The sequence below is a fragment of the Eubacterium barkeri genome (assembly GCF_900107125.1).
Taxonomy (GTDB): Bacteria; Bacillota; Clostridia; order Eubacteriales; family Eubacteriaceae; genus Eubacterium_O; species Eubacterium_O barkeri.
On sequence record NZ_FNOU01000005.1, the window covers coordinates 1 to 24,662 of the forward strand.

The following is a 24,662-nucleotide window of genomic DNA, read 5'->3' on the forward strand; positions in this document are numbered from 1 at the left end:
CCCAGCAGTCGCTTGTTGCCAATCGCCTTTGGCTCTTGGACAAGCGTTGCATGGGTGCTATATCCCAAATCAAAGATTTGGATAGCACCGCAAGGCGCTGACGAACAAAGGGAAAGTTCTCATTCGTCAGTGCGCAAAACCTTCGGTTTTGATAGGGTTTAAGGCCGGTTAGCCTTCTTGATTTGATGAAAATCGAAACCGCCAGCCCGCAGGGGCAGCCAGGGTTCTCGTATTTTTATCATCACCCTTCCCTGGGTTTGTCGACAGTCTGAAGCTTCCTTAAAGGAAGCGCTGGTCCCTGCTCGTCATCCGGCGGCAAAGCCGTGGGAAAATCAACAGGAATACGACAGTCGATACGCAGCAGGATACCACATCCGAAATAGGCTCGGCGTAGAAGGCTGAACGGACCCCCCAGGTTATGGGCAGGGCCACCACACACAGAACATAGGTTCCTTTTCGGATAAAAGCCAGGGAAAAGGCCGTCCATACCCGCCCCAAAGCGGTCAGTCCATCCACCAGCACATACTGGAAGGTCAAGGGAATCACCGCCAGGGTAAAGACACCCATGGCCCAAATGGCCAGACCCTGAATTTCCACATCCGGGGTAAAGGCCCGGGCAAAGAGGGGCGCCACCCACCGGGTGACAAAAAACATCCCTGTGGTCAATATGAGACCAAAGGTCAAAATTACTTTAAGCGCCTGTCGAATCCGCCCCACTGCCCGTCCCCCATAATTATAGCTTAAAACAGCCTGGGTTCCGCTGGTTAAGCCCCCCAAAGGACCCGTAATCAAAAAGAAATAGCTCTGGGCAATGGTCACTGCGGAAATAAAGACATCCCCCTGGGCCCCACCATAATGCTGGAGACTGGCATTCATCACAATAAGGATTACGCTGTCCGAAGCCCAGATGAAAAATGTCGGCAGGCCAATGGTAACAATCTGCCGCCAAATCCGAAAATCGTAACCCCCAAAGGTGATCCGGACCGGCATCATCTTAGAGCGCAAAACCCCTATGGCAAAGAGACAGGAGAGCATTTGTGCGATAACCGTCGCCCAGGCCGCCCCCGCCACGCCCCAGCCCAATCCGATGATAAAAACCGCATCCAGCACAATATTGGTCACCGCCCCGATGAGCACTGTCACCATCCCCACCAAGGCAAAGCCCTGGCAGGTAATAAAATAATTCAGGCCAACCGCCATCAACGCAAAAAACGACCCCAGGGTGTAGATCGTCAAATAGGTATCGGCATAGCCAAAAGTTGACGGACTCGCTCCGAAGCTCCGAATCAAAAAACCCTTTGAGCACAAAAAAATAACGGTCAACAGCAGGGACACCACCGCCAGCATCACGGTGCTGTTAGCCAATAGCCGTCGAGCCTCTGCCGTCTCCTTGGCGCCCATCCGCATGGCCATGAGAATCGACCCTCCCAAGCCAATGAGAATCCCAAAGGAGGACAACAGGGTAACGATGGGGCCGCATACGCCCACCCCAGCCAGGGCCATTCCCCCAATCTCCGGAATATTTCCAATGAACATCCGATCGATGATACTGTAAAGCACATTCACCATCTGGGCCACCATTGCCGGAATCGCCAGGCGTGCCACCAAACCAATAATGGGGTCCCGCCCCAAATCATTACTTGCCTTCATTTCTTGTCATCCTTCCCGATGATAATAGCCGACGGCTATCATAACACAGATAAAGATTCCTTGGCAAGGAAAGTCTTGAGAATTGATGGATATTTTCAGTTCCTCTATTCCAAAAGGGTATCCTGGTCCAAAAGCGTTATAACAAGGATATCCCCTGCCGCTAATACCGTGCTCCCCTTGGGAATGATGATCCGATCCTCCCGCTGGACCATAATAACCAGACGCCGCTTCTCCATGGACAGCTCGGACAGGGGTTTGCCCACCATCTTATCCCCAGGCTCCAGCTTCCTTTCTTCAAAACGGACACCTTCAAGATCCTCTGTTGTTTTCGCACAAAGGATAATGCGGTCATCGACCTTTAGAATCGTACTCCCGGTGGGAATGATAAACTCCGGCCCCCGTTGAATAAGGGCGATAATGGTACAGGGGGGCATTTGGATGTGATTCAGGGTACAGCCGCACCAGGGATGATCTGCCCGGAGAATAGAGCCTAAAAATTTGACTGGAGTCGTCTCACTATAATCCGAGAAGGTCTTCATGACATCCTCCTTCGCATCGATCATATCCAGATGACGGGCGATCCAGGGCAGAAGCGTCCCCTGGAACAAAATGGACCCCAGCACGACGAGGAAGACCATGTGAAACAAATCAGAAGCCGGGTCCACTGCCAGCATAGCCATGGTCATAAAGACCATGGAGGATGCCCCCCGGAGGCCCGCCCAGGAGACCAACATACACTGCCGCAGTGGTGCTCGGAAGGGGGCCATTAAGGCAAAGACCATTGCCGGTCTGGCCGCCAGGGTAATGAAGAGGCCGATGCATAATGCCGGGATAAAAACCTCTGGCAGTCGGGATGGAAAGGCCAGAAGCCCCAAGGCAAAGAACACGGCCATCTGCATCAGATCTGTGACCCCATCAAAGAAATGGACTAAAGCCCGCTTATCCACAAAATCCACATTGCCCAGGCCGATGCCCAAAAGGTAAACCGAGAGATACCCATTGCCACCAAACCGAGTTGGAAGGGCATAAGCCAGAATGGTAATAGCTACCACCAGGGCCATGGTAAATCCCGACGGCAGGTGCACCCGCTTTAATAACCATCCGGCACCACGGGCAAAGAGGAATCCAGCCAAACCCCCGATACATAATTGGGACGCCAATAACCCAAGGATCTGGGTGGTCCCCCCGGTTCCCAAAATCACCCCGATGCAAGACACGGTCAGCATGTAGGCAATGGGGTCATTGCTCCCACTTTCCACTTCCAAGAGCGATGCCGTATGATATTTGAGGTTGAGGCGCTTCATCCGTAAAATGGAAAAGACGGAAGCCGCATCTGTTGCCGAAAGCACTGCCCCAGCCAGCCATCCCTCACCCCAGGAAAAGCCCAGGACGCCATGGCAAAACCAGGCTGTCAGCCCTGCTGTGACCACCACCCCAAGGGTGGAAAGAAGGGTAGCTTGCCCCACAATGGACCGAGCCTCCGCCAGCCGGGTCCCGAATCCGCCGTAAAAGATAATGAAGATCAACGCCACAGAGCACACCTGCTCCGTCAGGGCATAATTGTCAAAATCAATCCGCAAAATTCCATCAGTTCCAAAGGCCATCCCCAGGAAGATAAAAGCCAGCAGCACCGGAATCCCCATCCGGTCAGATAGCTTGTACAGGGCCAAACAGCATAGAATCGCTACTGCAATGAGTAGGAGATAATCGGTCATGGGTACGCCTTCTTTCTTTTAATCTGGGGGAAGAAGTAAACATTCGTTCCGCTTCGCTTCTGGTGGCATCGTGTGAGGATTAAAAAAAACAAGACGCTCTTCTCCTCTGGAGTGAACGTCTTCGTTTCGATTAAAGTGTGAACCGGCCAACAACACTTTTTGTGGCTGGTGCTTTGTAAAAAGAAGGGCTTGTGGTGACAGTGCCCGTTCCCAGGATGACTTTCTCTGGGTTAATGCACACTAAGTCCTGCCATTTCTCTTTCCCCACCAGGGTCATGCCGGCATCCGCCGCTTCGGGGTAAAGGGTATAGCCCTCGGCTTGGTGGGCATCGCTGCCTAACAGCTGGACCATATCATGGCGTAGCATTACCTCCAGAGTCCTCTGAGTAGCACCTCCGTAGTAGCCGATGAGGCTTAGGTAATTGGACTGAATCAGGGTCCCTGCCGCCATGAATTCCAAAAGCACATTGGGGTCCTCCTGGACGAAATCATAACGCTCAGGGTGGGCCAGGATGGTTTTCCTCCCGGACGCCCTTAGCTTCCCCATGAAATTCTGAATCCCCAGGGCAGTCCCTCCCTGCCGTCCGGTTTCCACCAGATAATAGGGACTATCCCCCAGGGTTTTAAAGGCACCGGTGCCAATTCGGCCAACCAGCTCGTAGTCGTAAAAAAGCTCACTGCCCAGGTAAAGGGTAATGGGAATACCCGCCTCATCCAGGGCCCGCTCTAAATGGGCCAGGCGTACCTGGTTCTCCCGAACCGTGGCGGTGTAATCCTGATACACCATATAATGGGGGGTTAACACCACGCCGGTATAGCCTACCCGGGCTGCCTCCGCCAACATGGCCAGACTGTCCTCAAGGCACTCCGCCCCATCATCCACCCCGTATAAAACGTGATTGTGCATATCGATCATCCCATCCACCTCCATGGTTTTATTATACGGTAATTTTTTGTTTTTTGCAATATTTTCATTCAATGATTCCCTTACTCAGACAAATGGCCAGGTTCAGCTTCTTCGCCCCGGCTGTCTCAAAACGCACCGTCGCCGTCTCCCCCTCCAGAGCAATAATCTCCCCAGGACCAAATCCCCCATGGGTAATGACGGTTCCAACTCCCCAGTTGGCAGGGACCGCAGCCTTAGGCATCACCTCCGGCCGGATATTGGCAGTCCCCATGCCCAAGCCCCTTTTGACCGGCGCTTTGTCCCCTGTGATGGATTTTTCCGCCACCTTCGCCACCGGCCGCCGGCCTAAATAATGTTCGACAAAACGGGATACTGGGCGGGCGGGGTTGTATCGTCCCTTATGCCCAACGGAAATAAACTCCAATTCTCCCTTTGCCCGAGTCACCCCCACATAAAACAAGCGAATTTCTTCATTCATCAGACGTTCCCCCTCCTCGGTGGGCTCCAAGGCCGCCCGACTGGGGAACTCGCCATCCACGGCATCAATGATGAAGACCTTCTCGAATTCCAGTCCCTTACTGGAATGAATGGTAGACAGCAGCACGCCTCTGCCTTTAGACTCCGTCTCTCCCCTGAGGATTGCAGCCAAATCCTCCAGACGCCTCCGAAAGCCGTCCCGGGTATCCTCCCGCTTAGAAAGAGTCTTTAGGATCTCCATTTTCTGGGTGAGCTGCTCCTCCCGACACCCCGTTTCTACCCGATACGCCAGGTACTCCCCGTAGCCCAGCTGGTGCTCAATATAATCCACTACTCGGGTCATGGGCAGGGTCTTCAGCCGCTGAAACCCCGCCTCCTGGTCCTGAACCCGCTCCACCAGCCACTCAGGAATCCCTGGTATGGTGTACAGGGCGTGGAATGCCGTCTCCCCAGGCTTTTTCCGTCTGAGGGCCTGCATCATGTTCTCCTTTGAGATACTGCAATTCATTTTATAGTAACTCTTTTCAAAGAGCTCCCCATCCCCGGGGTCTTCGGCCAAAGCCAGGAAGTCCAAGATATCCCGAACCACAAAATGGCTGAAAAACAGCGGATTATGCTCCTTTAGACGATAGGGTATCCCCTGGCGTTCGAACAAATCCACCAGGGGGATGGCGGATTCATTGTTCCGATACAACACCGCCGTTTCCTTTCCTTCCTTTTGAACCGAATTCAACAGGAAAAGATACTGATCCTCCAGGGTTTTAACATATTCCTGAACCGCAGGGACTCCCAGGGCATTGGGGGTGGTCATCTTTTTGGGGTATCGCTCCTGGTTGAGGGTAATGAAGCGGTTAGCTGATGCCACCAGGGCTCCGGTACTTCGATAGTTCGTCTCCATAAGCATTACCTTTCCCTGGGGATAATGGGTCTCAAAATCCAATAATCCCTTGGGATAGGCGCCTCGAAAACCGTAAATACTCTGATCCTCATCCCCCACCATAAACAGGTTGCCCCACCGGGCCACCAGGAGATGGATCAGCTCAAACTGGATTTTGGAGGTATCCTGGGCCTCGTCCACATTGATGTAGCGATAGCGCTCTGTAAAATGGGCCAGAAGAGCAGGGTATTTTTTAAGGAGCAGCCAGGCATAACGCAGCATATCATCAAAGTCCATCAAATGAGCCCTTCGCTTGTACTGCTCATAGGCAGTGTATATCCGGGGAAAATCCAAATCCCCCACCTTAAAAGCAGCGATTTCCGCCTCATTTAACATCAGATTCTTGGTATAGGTAATCGCCGCAAGGATGTCCGCAATATCGTTATCCGAGGGATAGCTTTGAAACACCTGCCGAAAGAGCTCCCGAATAACCGCCCCCACATCCTGGAGCACATCAAAAGCCCGGCGACCGGTCTGTCTTTCATAGGTCCGGATGACGGAGAGGGCAAAACTATGGATCGTTGAGAACCGCGGTGCCGCCCCTTCACCCCCCAGAATACTCCGGTAACGTCGTCCCAGATCCCTTGCCCCGGCCCGGGAAAAAGTCAGAGTGAGGATCTGATCCTCAGAAATCCCCAGTTCCCGAATCATATACCCCAGCCGACAGATGATGACCGTCGTCTTTCCACTTCCTGGCACCGCCAGAAGCAAGGTCGCCCCCTGGATTCGCGCCATGGCCTCCCGCTGCTGGGCATTCAGGGTGATGGCATACCGCTCCAAATATTGTGTGAGATCCATGGGTTCTCCTTCCTTCCCCTTCATAAAAAAACACCCGCATCGACGGGTGCTTTTTAACCGTTAAATTATTCTGCCTTGGGGCAGCCATAGTAAACCATATCGAGAACCGAACCCATTTCTTCCCGGGTGGGCTTAACCGGATTGGTCACTGTACATACATCCTTCATGGCTTTATCGATAATGATGTCTCGATTGGCTAAGAAATCCGATTCCTCTACACCCTTATCCCGAAGGGTCAGGGGAATACTCATATCAATGGAAAGCTTGAAGATCATACGTACCAGCGTAGCCGCAGCCGTAGTCCCCGCATCACGATGCATCCCCATGGCGTGGAGAAGCCGGGTGTACAGATATTCTGCCCGTTGATCCCCACCATTAAAAGCAACCACATAAGGCATAGTAATGGCGTTAGCCAGACCGTGGGGCATGTGCCACTGGGCACCAATGGCATGGGCAATACTGTGGGTAATTCCCAGACCACCACTATTGAAGGCAATCCCTGCCATACAGGAGGCAATTTGCATACTCGCCTTGGCTTCCAGATTACCACCGTTGGTATAGCATTCATAGAGGCTCTTAAAGACAAGCTCTGCGGCCTTGGCGGAATAGCACCGGGAGAAAGGATTATTATCCGTAGAAACATAGGACTCAATGGCATGGGTCAGGACATCCATCCCCGTAGCTGCCGTGGCCCCGGCCGGAACACTTTCAATGAGTTTAGGTTCTAAGATGGCTGCATCCGGCATCATCAAAATATCCGTCAACGGAATCTTGGTATTGTTCTTTTTATCCGTAATAACCGCGTACTCAGTCACTTCAGAGCCCGTCCCTGCGGTGGTCGGCATGGCAATAAAGTAGGGCTTCTTAATATAATCTTCTTCAAAAAAGATTTTCTTGAAATTATAGCAATAGTAAATAATCGCTTTCGCAGAGTCGATGGCAGAGCCACCACCCAGCGCGATTAAAGCATCCGGCTTTTCCATGAGGATATGGGTCAAGCCCTTCTCGACGATTTCCGTGGAGGGGTCCGGCTCAACTTCATCGAAAACATGATATTTAATCCCGTGGGCATCCAACACATCCGTCAGCATTTTAAGCAGGCCAAACTTGACCATTCCTTCATCTGTTACAATACAAACCTGTTTAAAATCATGATTGCCAATTTCTTCAATGGCACCAATGCCGTAAAAGATTGCGGGTTTCACCTGGAAAAAGCGAACCTCATCCATTTTGCTCATGCTGTCCTCCTCGATTTTCTCTATGATTTCACAGTGATTCATTTTTACAACGATTTAATGTTTAGATTTGATGATATTATAACGCATTTGCACAAAAAGTTCAGGTGATGACAATAATTTAATGGAACTCAGCTAGTTTATACCTGTCAATATTTCAGTTCCCTCACAAAAGATACGCCACCGCATTCCCTCCACTGAGTCCCATAATGAGCACCATCGCTCCCACAAGCATCCAATCCGCCTGGCGGGTGGTCAGCCGCCCATTGAGGCGCCGTCCCAGTTCACTCCCCAGAATCCCAAAGGTCACCATTCCCAGGAGAATGGGAATATAAAAATCTGTCACACTTCCCCGAATCAATGAATACCCCGTGCTTGCCGCCTGGCTGAACAAAATAATGTACAAGCTATTCTGGGTCGCCGTCTTTGTCGCCATTGAAAAAAAATAGCATAATACCGCCACATTAAAGGGGCCACCGCCAATACCCAGAAACGCTCCAAACACCCCTAACACAAAGCCGATCATAAGGGTTATCCCCCTGGACTTAATCTGCTTAGGGGGGATTTTCGCCCGACGAAGAGTATAAATCAAGGTTGCTCCCGTTGCAAGAAAAAGTAACACCCCCTGGATACCACCAGCCGTATTAGGATCTTCAAAGAAAGTGGCGACCATCCGATAAAGCTGCTTTCCTGCCAATCCCCCAATGGCAGCACTCAAAGCCAGCAGTGTCCCTATCCTTAAATCAATGATAGATTCTCCTTTTATCAGAGTCCGCCCCACACTCCACAGAGTCATCCCCACCACGGTTACCCCTGACAGAAAATTGACCGTGGCCACAGGCATAAGCTGGGAAGCATCCAATACCGGCTTAATAATAACCCCGCCTCCCATACCGCAGATGGTTCCGATAAGACAGGAAAAAAGTGCAATACCATAAAATACAACGACCATTGTGTTCTTCACTCTCCTAATTTATTCGATGAACTTAGGATAGCATGGTCGTCAAAGGACTTAGTCACGCTTCGTTCATTTTTTAGAAGAGCTGCCCAGACAGCTTTCAGAGCGCAGATAAAGTGGTGAAGCACGGTCAGGGATTGTAAACCCATATTGACAAGCATCCCTAAAATGCTATAATAAATATAAAGACAGGCGCACTACTGGCTACGGCTGCGGTGCCCCGGAATTTAACTGTTTTTGAAAACCGCTAAATCTTATCAGGGACTAGCGGTTTTCTCTATTTTCGAAGTATTCTCGATACGCTTTTTCTTCTGCCCTGGTCAGCTTTGTCGCGGCATGAAGCCACCACAAAAGCAAACCACAGCAACTAAAATAGCCGATTATAAACCGAATCATAGGCGTCCTCCTGTCTAGGGGGACTTATCCGCTACCGCAACCAGTAGGCCAGGCAGTACGCCTGTAAACACAGTATATCATAATTATTACAAATAAAAAATGCCAAACCTTTTGGTTTGACACGATTTTCTAAATGGTGGGCCATCAGGGACTCGAACCCTGGACACCCTGATTAAGAGTCAGGTGCTCTAGCCAACTGAGCTAATGGCCCATTTATTGACCGCTCATTTGCGGTACTTATATAGTATAGACGAGTGATATAAAAAAAGCAAGTACTTTTTTATTTTTTTATTGATACTTTCTTAAAATTTTTCACTCAACCATACCTTTCCCCTTTTCATTAAGAATCCCCTTCTATAATTTAAAAGCAACAGGTACCATCACAGAAAAATTCCATGGTCCCGGAAAGGATGGTTATTATGAAGAAAACGAGCAGGTGATGCCATCCATCAATTTTCTACACCCCTATAAAAAGGCACTGCATGGTCGGCAGTGCCTTTTTGCATTCCAACGATTATTCGACAACCTCTAAAATAGGATTAATGACTTCCTGGGTGAGGACATTGATAAAGCCCATATCGGTAATGGCATAGGTTGGCAGTGCTGCCAAGCAAATGAAGGATAAAAACATAAAGGGAATGGCAATGGGACATCCCAAATCGTGAATGGCAGCATTGAGTTTTTTCTTTTCTGCTGCCAGTGCTTCCCCAGAAAGATCGGACAGAAGCCCACAAATGGGATAAGCCACCTCGGCCACCACCTGGCCATCTACCACGACACATTGTCCCCCACCGATATCAATGAGGTGGTTGACAGCCACGGACATATCCTCGAAATTAGTCCCCAGAACAATGACATTGTGATTATCATGGCCCACTGATGAAGCAATGGCACCTGCCTGCATATGGAAACCACCCATAAAGGCCTTCCCCACATTGCCATTTTTGCCATAACGTTCAACCTGGGCAATATATAATACATCCTGGGCTACATCACAGGTGATGGCGCCATCCACCACATCCAGCACCACTTCCCGACCTTCGGTAATGGGAATCCATGGCAGGGTATCCATTACTTGAACCTTCACCTTTTTTGCCCCCTCTGGCGCTTTCATTTTAAAGCTATCCGGGGTAATGGGGTGTTTCAGAGTCGTCGTATTTAACAGACACGGCTGATGGTCAGCCACAGGATAATGGATGAGCATTTTCCCCTGATCTAAAATCGGTGTTCCCCCGGCAATGACGCTGAGGACCTTGAAATTCTCGGGTCCTGTGGTGATGTTCACATCGGCCCGACGTCCAGGGGCTAAACCACCAATTTCATCATCCAAATGGAAGGCCCGGGCGGCATTGAGGGAGACCATGGTGATGGCCGTTGCAAAATCCACCCCTGCATCCAGAGCGACCCGTACGGCATCGTCCAAATGGCCCCGTTCCACAGCATCTACTGTGTGGAGATCATCGGTGACGATGCTCACCCGGGAGGTATCCAATCCCAACTCTAAAATTGGCGTGATGCAGTCCTTCAGGCCCCGGGCAGCAGAGCCTTCACGAATCATCAGATGGCAACCGTTTCTCAGACGAAGGAGGGCATCCTCGGCCCCCAGGGCTTCGTGGTCCGTGGTTACCCCTGCCGCCAGGCAAGCATTCATAGCGGGCCCCTTCATATCCGGTAAATGGCCCTGGCAGGTTTTTCCAGGCAGTCCCTTCGCCATATCCATGGATGCTAAGAGGTCCGGGAAACCGGCCAATACGTAGGGTCCGACGATTTCTGAGAGACCGACGGCATCCTTACGTTCCAGGGCCTTTTTAATGATATCGTAATCGAATCGTCCCCCACTGGTTTCCAGATTGGGTGAAAAGGGGACGTGGGAAGGCACCACAAAATAGAGTTTAAGGGCGGTTTCTGCTGCTTCATCCAAAACAGCCTCAATACCCTCGATTCCCGCGACAACGCCAATTTCGTGGAGGTCTGTCATCACCACGGTAGTCCCGTGTTTTAATACCAGTTCCGCAAAGGAACGAATGGCCAGGCTGGTGCTTTCCGGATGGATATGCCCATCGATGAAACCTGGAGTAATATACTGTCCCCCGGCATCGATAACCACAGTCCCTTCACCGATGCAATAATCAACATCACCCACGGCAGCAATGGTATCGCCACTGATGGCGACACCGCCATCATAAATTTCATGGGAATACACATTGACCAATTTGCCATTTTTTACAACGATATCTGCAGGTGCTTGTCCCCCTGCTACTGCCAACAATTGTGTGTTCAATTTCTACCTCCTAATACTCAATACGATAATCAGCTATCTTACAACGGGATAGCGATCCGGCAATACGATTCCGGCCCGAGCATAAATGGCTTCCGCCCGCTCCTGGGCCTCCTTCAGGATGGCTTCTTCATCCAGGGTCAGGATAACCCGATCCTTCATCAGCCACCGCCCATCACACATGGTACTTTCAATATTACTGGAATGCATGGCCGTTACCAGAGCGGCAACGGGATCATTCACGGGCATCATGGAAGGTCCATGGGGATTAACAATGATGAGGTCGGCCTTTTTTCCCACTTCAATACTGCCGTAAAGGTCATCATCCAACAGAGCCCGTGCCCCATTTTTAGTGGCCATCTGAAGGATATCCTCCGAGGGCACCACCGTGGAATCCAGCCGCCAGCCTTTATGAATTAAAGATGTCAGCCACATTTCATCCACCATGTCCATCCGATTACTAGAGGAGGCGCCATCGGTTCCGATGGAGACACAGACCCCTTTAGTAAGCATTTGGGGAATCTTGGCAAAGCCTAAAACCCGCATGGCCGAGGCGGGGTTGTGGGAAACTTTTACGTCATAGGCTTTGAACCAATCGATTTCTTCATTGGTTAGCCACACGGTGTGGACCGCCAGCAGGTTTTTATCCAGCACCCCCAGCTTTTTAAGATGGGTTACCGTGGGTTCCCCATAGACGGCCTGGGTATATTCGATTTCGGATTTCGCCTCCGCAACGTGCATATGAACCCCAACACCGTAGTGATCCGCCAGCTCCTTGGTTCGGACGATGAGGTCGTCGGTGTTATTAAAGATGGTCCGTAGGCCAAACCATACCTGAACCCGACCATCGGCGGTGTTGTGGTATTTTTTCAAATCCTCAACCTGCTGCTCCAGCTCTTCGTCGGCAGTCCGTTGCCAAATTTCCGGAAGACCCTCGCCACAGTCCATAACGGATTTCGCCAGCTTGGCCCGGAGCCCGGACTGGGCCACCGCCCTGGCCATCCCAGAGACAAATTGCCCCCCAGGCTCTGCAAAGCTGGTCACCCCACAGCGGATTTGCTCCAGGCAGCACATCAGGGTGGAGACGTAGGAGTCCTCCTCGGTCATATTGCTTTCAAAGGGCCACATGCGCTTATGCAGCCAGGTCATAAAATCCACATCATCCCCGACGCCCCGGCTAATCTGCTGGGAGGTATGGACATGGGTATTCACCAGCCCTGGAAGGACATATTTCCCCTGGAGATCAAAGACCTCCGCCCCCATAGTTATCGTGGCAGGATCCACCTTGCCCACCGCCTGAATACGGTCTCCGTTAATCAGGATATCCCCCCGCTCATAAACCTGATTTTGATCATTCATGGTCAGGATCATGGCATTTTTCAAATAAATCTGTTTTACCATGTTGCTTTTCATTACCTCCTTTTTATGCTTTCTTTCATTATACTGCACCCTTCTCCCACTTACCAATAAAATCACAAATTAGAATCGTCCTATATAAAAACACCCCAGATGCGTGGGTTTCACTTCTGGGGTGCTCAGATTCTATGGGCTTAAACCTTTAAATCCACTTCGGATTTATCGATAAGGTCAGCATTGTCTTTTAAAATTGGAGTGACTTCCTCTTCGATGAAATCTTCCACCTGTTGGGGTGCCCGGCCGATATAGAGGCTGGGATCCAAAATGGCGGCGACATCTGTCTCAGTGATCCCAAAGGTGCCGTCAGCGACGATGCGTTCCATAAGGTCATTGGGCTTACCTTCCACCTTGACGGTGGCCCCGGCTTCCATGGAGAGGACCCGAATTTTTTCATGGAGGTCCTGACGGTCTCCACCGCGCTTCACCCCTTCCATGATAATGTTTTCAGTGGCCATAAAGGGCAGCTCGTTTAAGATATGCTGGCGGATAACCTTGGGATAGACCACCAGGCCACCTGCCACATTATTGGCGATTCCGATAATGGCATCCACGGCCAGGAAGGCTTCTGGTACCGCGATGCGCTTGTTGGCGGAATCATCCAGGGTCCGTTCAAACCATTGGGTGGCCTGGGTGATGGCAGGATTGAGGGAATCCACGATGACATAGCGGGCCAGGGAGCAGATGCGTTCTGAGCGCATGGGGTTCCGCTTGTAGGCCATGGCCGAGGAACCAATTTGTGTCTTTTCAAAGGGCTCTTCCACTTCCTTTAAGTGCTGAAGAAGCCGAATATCTGTGGCAAATTTGCTCAAGCTCTGGGCGATGCCAGACAGCACAGCCAGCACCTGGGCGTCAAATTTACGGGGATAGGTTTGCCCTGTAACAGCGTAGGTTTTTTTGTAGCCCATCTTCTTGGCCACTAAGGCATCAATCTGCTTTACCTTGGCCTGGTCGTTTTCGAAGAGATCCATAAAGCTGGCCTGGGTGCCAGTGGTTCCCTTGGCCCCACGAAGACGCACACTACCAATCAGGTGGCACAGGTCTTCGTAATCCATGAGCAAGTCCTGAATCCATAGCGTCGCCCGTTTCCCAACAGTTGTCAGCTGGGCAGGCTGGAAGTGGGTAAAGCCCAGGGTGGGCAGATCCTTGTATTCCATGGCAAAATCTGTCAGCTTGGCAATGAGGTTGACCAGAATCCCCTTCACATGAATCAGTCCTTCGGTATAAGTAATAATGTCCGTATTATCCCCCACATAGGCGCTGGTGGCCCCCAGGTGGATGATTCCCTTGGCCCCCGGGCATTGGGCACCGTAGGTATGGACATGGGCCATGACATCATGGCGAAGGATTTTTTCTTCCTTGGCCGCCATATCATAGTCAATATCGTAAATCTTAGCCCGAAGCTCTTCGATCTGTGCATCGGTAATGGGTAACCCCAGTTCTTGTTCCGCTTCTGCCAGGGCGACCCAGAGCTTGCGCCAGGTGGAAAATTTATTATCTGCGGAAAAAATCCGACTGATTTCCTTGGAGGCATACCGTTCAATAAGGGGGCTTTCGTAATACTCTTTCATCGTATCTCCTATCTTCGTCCTTCTAAAAAGTGTTCAATCCGGTCGAAGCCTTCCTGGATCTCTTCAAGGCTGGTGGCAAAGGAAAACCGTATGTAGTTCTCCACACCAAAGGCTTCTCCGGGAATGGTCACGACCTTTTCATTCTCTAATAGCTGTGCCGCAAAATCGTAAGCCGAGGCTATTTTGTATTTATTATCCCCGATTATGGCAGAGATGTCCACAAAAATGTAGAAGGTGCTCAGGGGGTAAATATAGCGAAATTCCGGGATGGCGTTCATTCTCGCCATCATCGCTCGACGGCGCACATCAAAAACAGCAACAATTTCTGATACCTTATCCCCCTTTTCGGTAAGGGCTGTGATCCCTGCGTACTGGGTGATGGTAGAGGGATGAGAAATGAGATGACCCTGGATTTTCTTCATCCCCTCGATCAGAGTCCGGGGCCCCGCGGCATAGCCCAGACGCCAACCGGTCATGGCAAAGGTTTTGGAAAAACCATTAACCACTAGGGTATGGGCCTTGATCGCCTCTCCCAGGGAAGCGATGCTCACCACCTTAGCTTCATCGTAGACGAAGGCCTCGTAAATTTCATCGGAAATCACCCAGATATCCGCCTCTACAATGACCTTGGCCAGCTCTGCAAGTTCCCCCTCGGTATAAAACACCCCAGTGGGATTTAAGGGGGTATTGAGCATAAGGGCCGTTGTTTTATCTGTAATCGCAGCCTTTAACTGCTCCGGCGTCATTTTAAAATCAGCCCCGGGATCGGTGTCCACCACCACCGGAACACCCCCAGCCAGCTTAACCATTTCCGTATAACTGACCCAATAGGGTCTGGGGATAATGACTTCATCCCCAGGGTCCAGCATGGCCTGGAGGCCCACGGATAGGCTTACCTTAGCCCCGCTCCCCACGATAATGTCATCCGGGGTATATTCCAGCCCATTTTCAACACGAAGCTTTTCTGCAATGGCCTGGCGCAAGGCATACACCCCGGCCACGGCATCGTATTTGGTGTATCCGGCATCGATGGCCGCCTTGGCCCCGGAGCAAATATAGTCCGGAGTGATGAAATCCGGCTCCCCGGTACCAAAGCGCACCACCGATTCTCCAGCCGCTGTAAAGACCGCTGCCTGCTCTGCCAGCTTCAGGGTCAGGGAAGGGATACAGGTTTCTAATTTTTGTGATAATTTCATGCTACTCTCCGTAAACCACGTAAATCCGCTCAACGCTCCGGGCTCGTCCTGTCCCTTCATCCACATCGGCCAGGATACCATTAATCTGCCAGGGATGGTCCTTTTCCGCCACGAAGCGTTCCGGGCGCTTAGTTCGCATATTGCCGATGATAATATCCTTCTCCACTCCAATGACCCCATTTAATGCCCCGGTCATCCCCAGATCGGTAATATAGGCGGTTCCCCCAGGGAGGACCCGGGCATCGGCGGTTTGGACGTGGGTATGGGTTCCCACCACCACCGAAGCCTTACCGTCCAGGTAATACCCAAAAGCTATTTTTTCAGAGGTGGCTTCGGCGTGGAAATCCACTAAGAGAATGTCCACTGCTTCCCGATTGGCCTCGTAAATTTTATCAAAGGTAGCAAAGGGACAGCACCCCATTTCCGGCATAAAAATTTGACCGGAGAGGTTGAGGATGCCAATGCGGACTGCCCCATGGTGAAAGATGGCGAAACCTTGTCCCGGACAGGGCTCGGGGTAGTTGGCCGGACGGACGATTTGGGGATAGGCGTCGATATAATGGACGGTTTCCTTCTGGTTCCACACGTGGTTTCCCATGGTGATGGCATCCACGGGAAGGGCCAGCAGCTCCGCCGCATTTTTTTCGGTCATGCCGTTTCCTCCCGAAGCATTTTCCCCATTGATAACGGTAAAATCCACCTGATGGGCTGTGATAATCTCCCTCAGATGCTCTTTAAGGACGCTTCGGCCCGGCCGGCTGAAGACATCCCCGATCATTAGTATTTTCATGATGACTCCTTGTTATTAAAAAAGGAAGGGGCTTCCCCTTCCTTCTTTTTTTGAAATCTATACTTTCCTTGCCTCATTACCGCAGGCCACTCGCTTACGCTCGTAGACCGGCCTGCTCCCGATTCCGTTTCACGGAATCGGATTCGGCGTCACTTAGCGTACTCTACAGCCCGCGTTTCCCGGATCAAATTGACTTTGATATTTCCGGGGTATTCCATTTCCGCTTCGATTTTTTTGGCGACATCCTTGGAGAGCATCAACATGCCATCGTCATCGACGGCATCAGGTTTCACCATGATACGAACCTCACGGCCAGCCTGGATGGCAAAGGATTTTTCCACCCCATCGAAGGAGTTGGCAATTTTTTCAAGCTCTTCCAGACGTTGGACGTAGGAGACTAAGGTCTCTCTGCGGGCACCAGGACGAGCCGCCGAAATGGCATCCGCTGCCTGGACCAGTACGGCTTCAATGGTAGTTGCTTCCACATCCCCGTGGTGGGCTTCCACCGCATGGATGACATTCTTGTTTTCCTTATGCTTCTTCAGCACATTTACACCGATTTCCACATGGTTCCCTTCGACTTCGTGGTCGATGGCTTTCCCAATATCGTGGAGGAGTCCGGCACGTTTGGCAATTTTTACATTAGCTTCCAACTCTGCCGCCATGAGGCCCGCCAAATGGGCTACCTCAATGGAGTGTTTGAGCACATTCTGGCCATAGCTGGTCCGGTATTTCAGTCGCCCTAACAGCTTCACAATTTCCGGATGGACATTGTGAATCCCGGTATCAAAGCAAGCTTGCTCGCCCACTTCCTTAATCTGTACTTCCATTTCCTTCTGGCTCTTGTTAACGATTTCTTCAATCCTTGCCGGATGGATTCGCCCATCAATGATGAGCTTTTCCAAAGACATCCGGGCAATTTCCCGGCGGATTGGGTCGAAACCCGATAAGATAACGGCTTCCGGGGTATCGTCAATAATCAGATCGATGCCCGTCAGGGTTTCCAGGGTCCGAATGTTTCGCCCTTCCCGACCGATAATCCGTCCCTTCATTTCATCATTGGGCAGATTCACTACGCTGATGGTGTTTTCTGCCACATGGTCTGCGGCACAGCGTTGAATGGACTGAGCCACTAATTCCCGGGCTTTTTTATCCGCCCCGGCCTTAGCTTCCGTTTCAATCTGGCGCACCATCATAGCGGCTTCTGTTCGGGTTTCCTTTTCCACCTCTTCCAAAACCATTTCCTTGGCTTCTTCTGCAGTGAGTCCAGAAATCTTCTGAAGCTCCTGGAGTTTTTCATCCAGCATGCCGTCCAGCTTTTCATGCTTACGGTCCAATTCCTTGTTCCGTTTTTCCAATTTCTCCATGGAACGTTCCAGATTTTGGTTCTTACGGTCCAGGTTTTCTTCTTTTTGGACCAACCGATTTTCCATTTTCTGGAGCTCATTCCGCCGCTCCCGATTATCCTTCTCGATGGATTCCTTCAGGGTGATGGCTTCTTCTTTGGCATTGAACAACAATTCCTTTTTCTGAGCCTCACCATCTCGAATCGCATCATTTACGATGCGTTTTGCTTCTTCTTCCGCACTGCGCGTTTTTCCTTCGGCAATATTTTTTCGGATGACATATCCGATGCCAAGTCCAACGACGACTGCGATCATTGAGCAGATTATTAATGTAATGATTGGTTTCACCTCCTATTATGTGATTTCCATTTTTCAAATTAGTGTTACTAAGCTATTGTATCCTTTTTTGAAAATGTTGTCAATAAAGAGCGTTTTCACAATCCGCTTTTTTAACGACTTTTATACATAAATAATCTTGACGGATTTATTGAGGGATTCCAGCAAATCAATCAGCTCTTTGGTAATGCGCCACTTGGAGCTGAGGGCATCTGGGAAATCCGGATTTTGATGGGCTGGATTAATGGAATTCCCAAGGACAAAATCAATATGGGTGCAGTGATTCACCAGCAAATCCGCTAAAATATCCGCACCGCCATTTCCTTTAAAGGCCTTATGTCCCTGGCGTTTTTCAATATACTCCCGGATAATCCGAACGGTTTCCTGGATGGTAATCACGCCTTCGGTTACCAGGTCAATGGACTTCATATGACCCACCGGAGGAACGGACCGGGACATGGTGGACAAATCGATGTCAATCTCCTCTCCGTATTCCCGGGAAAGGATGTTACTGGCGGTTCCGCCGCAAACCACTTTTTTTCCCTTGGCTTCATCAAAGATATCCTTGATGAGATAATCCTTGGTCCGATCCAGTGGCGGTCCGGAAAAGAGGGTGACGTATTGATGCTCTTCTGCCCGCATCACCACCACCGTGGTATCATCCCCGGGCTTATGGGCATAGAGCTCATCACAGGTCTCAATCATCTTCATGGAGATATCCTTGCAGGTCACCATGTTCTCATCGTAGGTCCGGGCCAGGAAATAATCGGCGGCGTCCTCCCACTGCCAGCCAAAGTTCATCAAGGCGCCAACGCCGGCGTAGATCACGCCATCACTAAAGAAAGCCATGGTATCCCCAACCTGAATATCCATGGTGGTTTCAAAAACCTTTTTTCCCTGAAAATCCATGGTTTTTCGTGGCAAATCAATGATTTCCCCATCCCGGACATAAACGATTGGCGGGTTATCAAACTCAACAATATACATTTCCTGACGACGCCAAAAAACCTGGACAATGGTAAAGGTGGAGTAAGCCAACTTACGCACCTGGCACACCGGCAGAGTGGCCTCCAAAGTTTCCAGTACATCTGGAAGGGGCATTTTTTCTTCCAGCATCGTCGCGGTGATCGTGGAGGTCATGGTGGCCAGGATATTAGCCTTTACCCCACTGCCCAGCCCATCTGCCAGCACGACGATGACGCTCTCGTCATTAAACCGGATTTCCACGTTATCCCCGCAGAGCTCCTGGCTATACTTATTGATCCGATCATGGGCAATATCCATAAACAGGGGCATCAGTCCTCACCTGCCTCTGTGGTTACAATTTTTTGAAGCTTCGTCAGCGTCACCTTAGTTTCCGCTGTTGTTTCCCCCAAAAGGCCGGCAATTTCGTGAGCTACCCGCATCTGCTTATCAATGACCTTCTGGGCCATTTCCAGGGTTTCCACCTGCATCTGTCTAAAGGTATTTTCCTTCTTGATTTCCTGGGAAATATCCACAAAAATACCCATATACATATCTTGCTCAGGGATGTAGGTTAAAATCTCCATGAAATGGATTCCCCCCTGGAAATAATATCCCCGTCCACTGTAGGTGTTCCCTTCCACATTTTTAAGCTTGGTAAAGGGATTATAATCAAAAATCTGGGTAAAATCCTGACCCATAACATCGTTTTTAGAGACAGCAAAAATTTGCTCAGCCGCCGAGTTGAATTCCAGGATCCGATAATCCCGATCCAGTACGGCAATGGCATTGGGCGTAGTGGCAATAATCAGATTGGACACCGCCTCGTTCCGGTTCCGCATGTAGGGCAGGCACATATCGATTTCCGCCATTCCCCGATAGACCGCCGCCGCCTTTTCCCGGCAGCTGTCGTAACCACAGGTACCACAGTTCAGCTCATCACTGGACTGATATTTCCCAGTTTTATGAAGAATTTCCACAATAGCTTCCTCTGGGATACCGGAGAAAATATCCATGGGTTGGGGTGTGTACTCCCTTTGGGGTGCCTGAGCCACAGCATCGGCATCAAAGGCATCGCGATCCACATTCTCCACATAGCGACGGACCCGCTCCATCCGTTCGTACTGCACCAGGGGGCTGTGGGTGTTTCCTGGTCCATTGACGCACCCCTCCAGACAGGCATTCATTTCAATCCAATAGGATTCCTCCAATTGATCGATATTATCAAGGAAATCCCGGCAATTTTTCAGGCCATCAATTTTGATCACCCGTCTTGGACCTGCCACATCGGACACGCTACTTTTTGCCACGCCGCCAGCCAGGGGGTAAAAACGCGCCACATTGCAGGCCTGGGAGTCCAAGGGCACCTCGGGCATTTGGCGGATATCGTAACCTGCCTCTGTCAGCCAAAGATCCAACTCGTCAAAGGTCATCACCCCATCGATACAAGTGTTCTGTGACTGTTCCTGAACCTCCAGTTTTTTTGAGATGCAAGGTCCTACAAAAACCACCCGGGCATCGGGATATTTTTCCTTAAGCAGGGCGCCATGGGCCATCATCGGTGAAACCACCCCGCTGAGATAGGGGACCAGCTGAGGATAGTATTTTTCTACCATAATATCCACCGTCGGGCAGGAAGTGGTAATGACGTGGCGCTTGGAGCCGTCGTAATCCACCCGATAATTCTTAGAAACTGCCTCCGCACCAATGGCTGTTTCCTCCACTGCGGTAAAGCCCAGTGCCTTCAAGGCACCCACCACCCGCAGGGGTTCTGCCACGTTAAAGCTCCCGGGAAAGCTTGGCGCCAGGCTGACCACCACCGGTCCGCCGGTAAGCCACTCCTTAATTTGGTCCACATCACTGGCCACCTGCTTGGCATTCTGGGGACAGACCTTAAAGCAATTACCGCACCCAATGCACAAATCCTCTACGATTTGGGCCTGATGCTCTACAATCCGAATGGACTTTACCGGGCAGGATCGGATGCATTTGTAGCAGTTTTTACAATTCGCCTTATTAAAATTAATAACACCCATCAGTCCGTCCCCATGATTTCGTCCAAAACGGCTTCAACCTCATCGATCTTGACATTATAAATGGTATCCCCATACTTGACGGCAACGCCATCACTACAGGTGTCCATGCAAAAGGACCCCACTAACTCGATTTCATCCTCCAGGCCCCGGACCGCCACAATTTCCTTGAATTTCTCCACAACGTCGTAAGAACCACGAACATGGCAGGCCGATCCAATGCAAATTTTAATTTCTTTCATATCTTATCTCCTTCAAAATCAAGACAAAGCAAGTAGGCTGGGCGGTAGCGTCAGCGTTTAGTCAGTGCGGCGTGCTGGACATATCTTTCACTCCGTCTGCCTGCAGATTCGGACAGGGTGTGTTACCGAAACCGCTGCGCGCTTTCGAACACATGCCTGTCCGCCCTGATACAGACTTGAGTGAAAGATATGTCCATCCCCCCTTCGTTTTGCTATTACCGCCGCTACAAATAACGGTTTCCCGTTTGTCCCACAAAACCCAGGCTGTCCGTAGATTGTATACCAGGCACTGCGACCTTGAGGCGAACAGGCGCAGCCTGTACGACGAGCGGGAGCATGACTGTTATACAATCTGCGAACAGCCGTCCCATTTCTACAAACCAAATGGACAAACCACCCATATTTTAAGTTTCCCTACTATCAGACTTCAACCATTAGTCCCAGCAGGTTCACCAGCCACGAGCACCTTGGGCACGGGGATTGCTCCGGCAATAAAGGCCCCGACGCACATGGGAACGATGGCTGCCACCGGGAAGCAGATCATTAACAGCATCACCACCGCAAAGGGCTTACGCATCACCGCCCCGCACAGTCCCGCGGTGACCACTGCGACACAGAATACTGCATCCAATCCCGGGAACAGGGCCGCTACCCCATATCCCACACAGACCCCGGAAAAGATGACCGGGAAGATATTTCCGCCCCGCCATCCCGAGCTGATGCAGAAATGGATCATAAACAGCTTGGCCAGCCCCGTGGCAAAGAGCATCCACACCGGAAAGGCCGTCCACTGTGACATCAACACCGTCATTTGGGATTCCCCAGCCCACATGGTATAGGGTAAAACCATCCCCACACCACCAAGAACCAGTCCACCGACGGTGCCCAGAATAATTTTTCGACTTTTTAAGGGACCTGTCAGCCACTCCGTCACCCGTCCAAAACCATAGTACAGCATGCCGCACAGGGTCCCCAAAAGCCCCAGGGGAATCATGGCAATCCACTCCCTTTCGGTGATGGTAATGGACTCAAAATGTCCCAGGCCCATACCGCCCCCCAGCACATGGGACAGGATGGAATAAACCCCAAATCCCGACAAAATCGCCACAAAGTATAACAGGATTTTTGAACGCTTGGGAATGGTCCGTTCCCCGGCACCATCCTCCATTTCGTTGGCAAATCCAAAGAGAGGGGCCCTGAAAATTACCCCAAGGGTGGCGGCGATCCCCATTTGGGTGAGCTCTTCCACCTCAGAATAGGTGGATCTGAATTTATCGGAAAGCCAATAGCACAGCCCGGCAATCACTCCGGTCAAGCCCGCTTCAGGCCCCAGGCTCCCACCAAAAATCAGAGGAACCAAGGCACAAAGAGCAATAATGGGCAAACGATTATAGGGAATGCGATGGCCCTTCTTAATCTCCCCCATGACCTGGGAAAGCTCCTCAGGGCATGGTCCCCATTTCCACTGGAGGATTCCCACCAAAATCCCTCCAATACCGCAAATAACCAGGGAATACCATGCCGGTAGTGCCATCGTCCCGGGAATCCATTCCCACAATAGCGTAATCCCCAAATCCATGACCCAGAGTAAAAACCAGACCACCCCACCAATAATGGCCCCCAGCACCGCAATGAACAGTCCAAGTACAATATTCTTTTTGATTTCCTGATGCATCATCTTTCCTCTTCTTTTTCTTTTAGATACAGTACGATTATACCCCACTATACCTATTTCTAAAAGAGGCATCAAAAAAAACGAGGGGATTTTCATCGTTATTTCTACGAAACTCCCTTCGTTTTTTTAATTACACACAGTTCCACAGGGTTTCATTCGGCCCGTCCATCTCGGTCTCTAAAAAATGGCAGGAATACCCAAAATCCTGGCAATAAGCCGCAATGGAGGATTCTCTGGGGCAATACCAGATGGTCGAACGATTGGTCAACCATTCCCCCATTTCCGGGACATGGCTGAATCGGATCTCCTTAAGTCGGTTACAGCCGTGAAAGGCCCATTCATCAATGGTCTGAATATTTTCAGGAATGGATAGTGTCTCTAAATAACGACAGCGAAAGAAAGCCTTAAACCCCACAACCTTCAAACAATCGTTCCACCGGATACGCGTAATGGAAATCCCCAGGAAAGATTCCTCCTCAATGGTTTTAAGGCTCCTGGGCAATTTCAGCTCTCCCGTTAATCCCTTACACCGATAAAAGGCCCGGGTTCCAATGGTCTCAATGCTATCGGGTAGATTAATCTCCTGGAGTCCCTCACAATTAAAGAACACATCCTTCCCAATACGACAGACGGGACCCGCCATGACGACCCTTCTCAGGCGCTTGCAATTTCGAAATAATCGGTCCGAAAGGTCGATAATCCCAGGTGGCAGGGTGATTTCCTCCAGAGAGGTACACCCATCAAAGGCCCCCACGCCTATAGACACCAGGGTATCCGGCAAGACAATCCGCCGCAGTGCCGTACAATTTTTAAAAGCACCATCCCCAATAACCCTTACTCCCTCACAAATTTTAATCTCCCGCAAATTCGTGAAATTTTTAAAACACTCGCTATCAATTATGGTGATTTCAGTGCTTTTAAGAATTGTCAGGCGCTGATGCCGTTTAAATCGCTTGGCCCGCGTCTGACCTAACCTTTTTCCTTCCATACTCTTTCCTTCCTTGATTTGTAGCAGAAGAGCAAGCCCTCTGCCAGAATTTTGCCAATTTACAGAAGTGGTCACTTCTGTTAGCTTACGCACAAAAAAACAGCCCTCCACCAATGGCAAAGAACCGTTATTGCATAAAGCAAAAAAAGCAAACCAATCCCGTTTCCACATGACACAGGTGAAAGATTCTACGAGATTTCAAATTTTCTGACTTATTACGCCCCTCGTCAATTCGGGACTTACAGTTGCAGTGGAGCAGTTGAGTTTTTCACTCATTCCTCTACATCTCGCAATCACTATTTTATTATCTTCATTCTACTCATTCCGGGGGCTTCTGTCAAGGGCGAACCCCGGCAATACAAAAGAAATCACCACAGCGGACAAGGTCCTCCGTCACACACATTGACAAGCCCAATGAACAGCTCGATTTTCAGCGTCACTCAGCCTTTTACATTGTTTTCATTTTTTTCAATTTTTAAAAAAACCTTGCACAATCCCCTGATATTGCCTATACTTAAAACAAATGAATAGTCAACGTGTTTCAGGTGCCCGAAAGGGAGAATAGGGAACCGGGTTAAAATCCCGGGCGAACCCATCACTGTAAGCGGTATTGCCAGAGAAGATGTCACTGTCATCAACAAATCGATGATGGGAAGGCCTCTGGCGAGTTATTCCGTAAGCCAGGAGACCTGCCTGATGAACCACGATGCATGGGCGACGGTAAAGTCCATAGCAGATTCAACAGGATCTGTTATGGA

Annotated in this window: 18 protein-coding genes, 1 tRNA gene and 1 riboswitch; all 19 genes read right to left on the reverse strand. The window is 50.5% G+C overall.

The features are described 5' to 3' along the window. Positions 1 to 279: 279 nt before the first annotated feature. The 19 genes from BLU30_RS04285 to BLU30_RS04370 all read right to left on the reverse strand — a co-directional run bounded on the left by BLU30_RS04285 (position 280) and on the right by BLU30_RS04370 (position 23,904). Positions 280 to 1,650 (reverse strand): MATE family efflux transporter, encoded by a 1,371-nt coding sequence (locus tag BLU30_RS04285; protein ID WP_090243832.1) that lies wholly within the window; start codon positions 1,648 to 1,650, stop codon positions 280 to 282. 104 nt (positions 1,651 to 1,754) lie between these two features. Continuing rightward, entirely contained in the window at positions 1,755 to 3,365 is a 1,611-nt protein-coding gene (locus BLU30_RS04290) for a potassium/proton antiporter (RefSeq protein ID WP_090243834.1), read from the reverse strand. Positions 3,366 to 3,495: 130 nt separating this feature from the next. Then, positions 3,496 to 4,281, reverse strand: coding sequence for a tyrosine-protein phosphatase (locus tag BLU30_RS04295; protein ID WP_090244042.1), 786 nt, complete (start codon positions 4,279 to 4,281; stop codon positions 3,496 to 3,498). A gap of 55 nt (positions 4,282 to 4,336) precedes the next feature. Then, positions 4,337 to 6,484: an ATP-dependent helicase gene (locus BLU30_RS04300; RefSeq protein WP_242873504.1), complete on the reverse strand. Its 2,148-nt coding sequence runs from the start codon at positions 6,482 to 6,484 to the stop codon at positions 4,337 to 4,339. Between the two features lie 65 nt (positions 6,485 to 6,549). Continuing rightward, a complete protein-coding gene (locus BLU30_RS04305) occupies positions 6,550 to 7,722 on the reverse strand; it encodes a 1-propanol dehydrogenase PduQ (RefSeq protein WP_090243838.1) in 1,173 nt (390 codons plus the stop codon). A 163-nt stretch (positions 7,723 to 7,885) separates the two neighbouring features. Next, the gene (locus BLU30_RS04310; RefSeq protein ID WP_090243840.1) at positions 7,886 to 8,671 is read right to left on the reverse strand and encodes a sulfite exporter TauE/SafE family protein; all 786 of its coding nucleotides are present in this window, start codon (positions 8,669 to 8,671) and stop codon (positions 7,886 to 7,888) included. 270 nt (positions 8,672 to 8,941) lie between these two features. After that, complete coding sequence (locus BLU30_RS14620; protein WP_278286238.1) at positions 8,942 to 9,073, reverse strand: hypothetical protein; 132 nt, start codon at positions 9,071 to 9,073, stop codon at positions 8,942 to 8,944. A 134-nt stretch (positions 9,074 to 9,207) separates the two neighbouring features. Then, positions 9,208 to 9,284, reverse strand: a tRNA-Lys gene (locus tag BLU30_RS04315). Between the two features lie 303 nt (positions 9,285 to 9,587). After that, positions 9,588 to 11,354 (reverse strand): adenine deaminase, encoded by a 1,767-nt coding sequence (locus tag BLU30_RS04320; protein ID WP_090243842.1) that lies wholly within the window; start codon positions 11,352 to 11,354, stop codon positions 9,588 to 9,590. A gap of 33 nt (positions 11,355 to 11,387) precedes the next feature. After that, positions 11,388 to 12,764, reverse strand: a complete 1,377-nt coding sequence (locus BLU30_RS04325) for an amidohydrolase (RefSeq protein WP_090243843.1) — start codon at positions 12,762 to 12,764, stop codon at positions 11,388 to 11,390. Positions 12,765 to 12,901: 137 nt separating this feature from the next. Next, positions 12,902 to 14,335 (reverse strand): adenylosuccinate lyase, encoded by a 1,434-nt coding sequence (purB, locus tag BLU30_RS04330; protein WP_090243845.1) that lies wholly within the window; start codon positions 14,333 to 14,335, stop codon positions 12,902 to 12,904. An 8-nt stretch (positions 14,336 to 14,343) separates the two neighbouring features. Then, entirely contained in the window at positions 14,344 to 15,531 is a 1,188-nt protein-coding gene (locus tag BLU30_RS04335; RefSeq protein WP_090243847.1) for a pyridoxal phosphate-dependent aminotransferase, read from the reverse strand. Between the two features lies 1 nt (position 15,532). Continuing rightward, positions 15,533 to 16,321, reverse strand: coding sequence for a TIGR00282 family metallophosphoesterase (locus tag BLU30_RS04340; protein ID WP_090243849.1), 789 nt, complete (start codon positions 16,319 to 16,321; stop codon positions 15,533 to 15,535). 149 nt (positions 16,322 to 16,470) lie between these two features. Further along, positions 16,471 to 18,015, reverse strand: a complete 1,545-nt coding sequence (gene rny / locus BLU30_RS04345) for a ribonuclease Y (RefSeq protein ID WP_278286239.1) — start codon at positions 18,013 to 18,015, stop codon at positions 16,471 to 16,473. A gap of 111 nt (positions 18,016 to 18,126) precedes the next feature. After that, entirely contained in the window at positions 18,127 to 19,299 is a 1,173-nt protein-coding gene (locus tag BLU30_RS04350; RefSeq protein WP_090243853.1) for a SpoIIE family protein phosphatase, read from the reverse strand. After that, positions 19,299 to 21,002, reverse strand: a complete 1,704-nt coding sequence (locus BLU30_RS04355; protein WP_090243855.1) for a [Fe-Fe] hydrogenase large subunit C-terminal domain-containing protein — start codon at positions 21,000 to 21,002, stop codon at positions 19,299 to 19,301. The genes BLU30_RS04350 and BLU30_RS04355 overlap by 1 nt, the downstream gene beginning before the upstream one ends. Then, positions 21,002 to 21,241 carry a (2Fe-2S) ferredoxin domain-containing protein gene (locus tag BLU30_RS04360; protein WP_090243857.1) on the reverse strand — a complete coding sequence of 80 codons (240 nt, stop codon included), beginning with the start codon at positions 21,239 to 21,241 and terminating at the stop codon, positions 21,002 to 21,004. Before BLU30_RS04360 ends, BLU30_RS04355 begins: the two co-directional genes overlap by 1 nt. A 427-nt stretch (positions 21,242 to 21,668) precedes the next feature. Next, the gene (locus tag BLU30_RS04365; protein WP_090243859.1) at positions 21,669 to 22,919 is read right to left on the reverse strand and encodes a chloride channel protein; all 1,251 of its coding nucleotides are present in this window, start codon (positions 22,917 to 22,919) and stop codon (positions 21,669 to 21,671) included. A 127-nt stretch (positions 22,920 to 23,046) separates the two neighbouring features. Further along, on the reverse strand, positions 23,047 to 23,904 hold the full coding sequence (locus tag BLU30_RS04370) for a leucine-rich repeat domain-containing protein (protein ID WP_176770824.1): 858 nt from the start codon (positions 23,902 to 23,904) through the stop codon (positions 23,047 to 23,049). 526 nt (positions 23,905 to 24,430) lie between these two features. After that, a riboswitch (cobalamin riboswitch) is annotated at positions 24,431 to 24,615 on the forward strand. Positions 24,616 to 24,662: the final 47 nt, after the last annotated feature.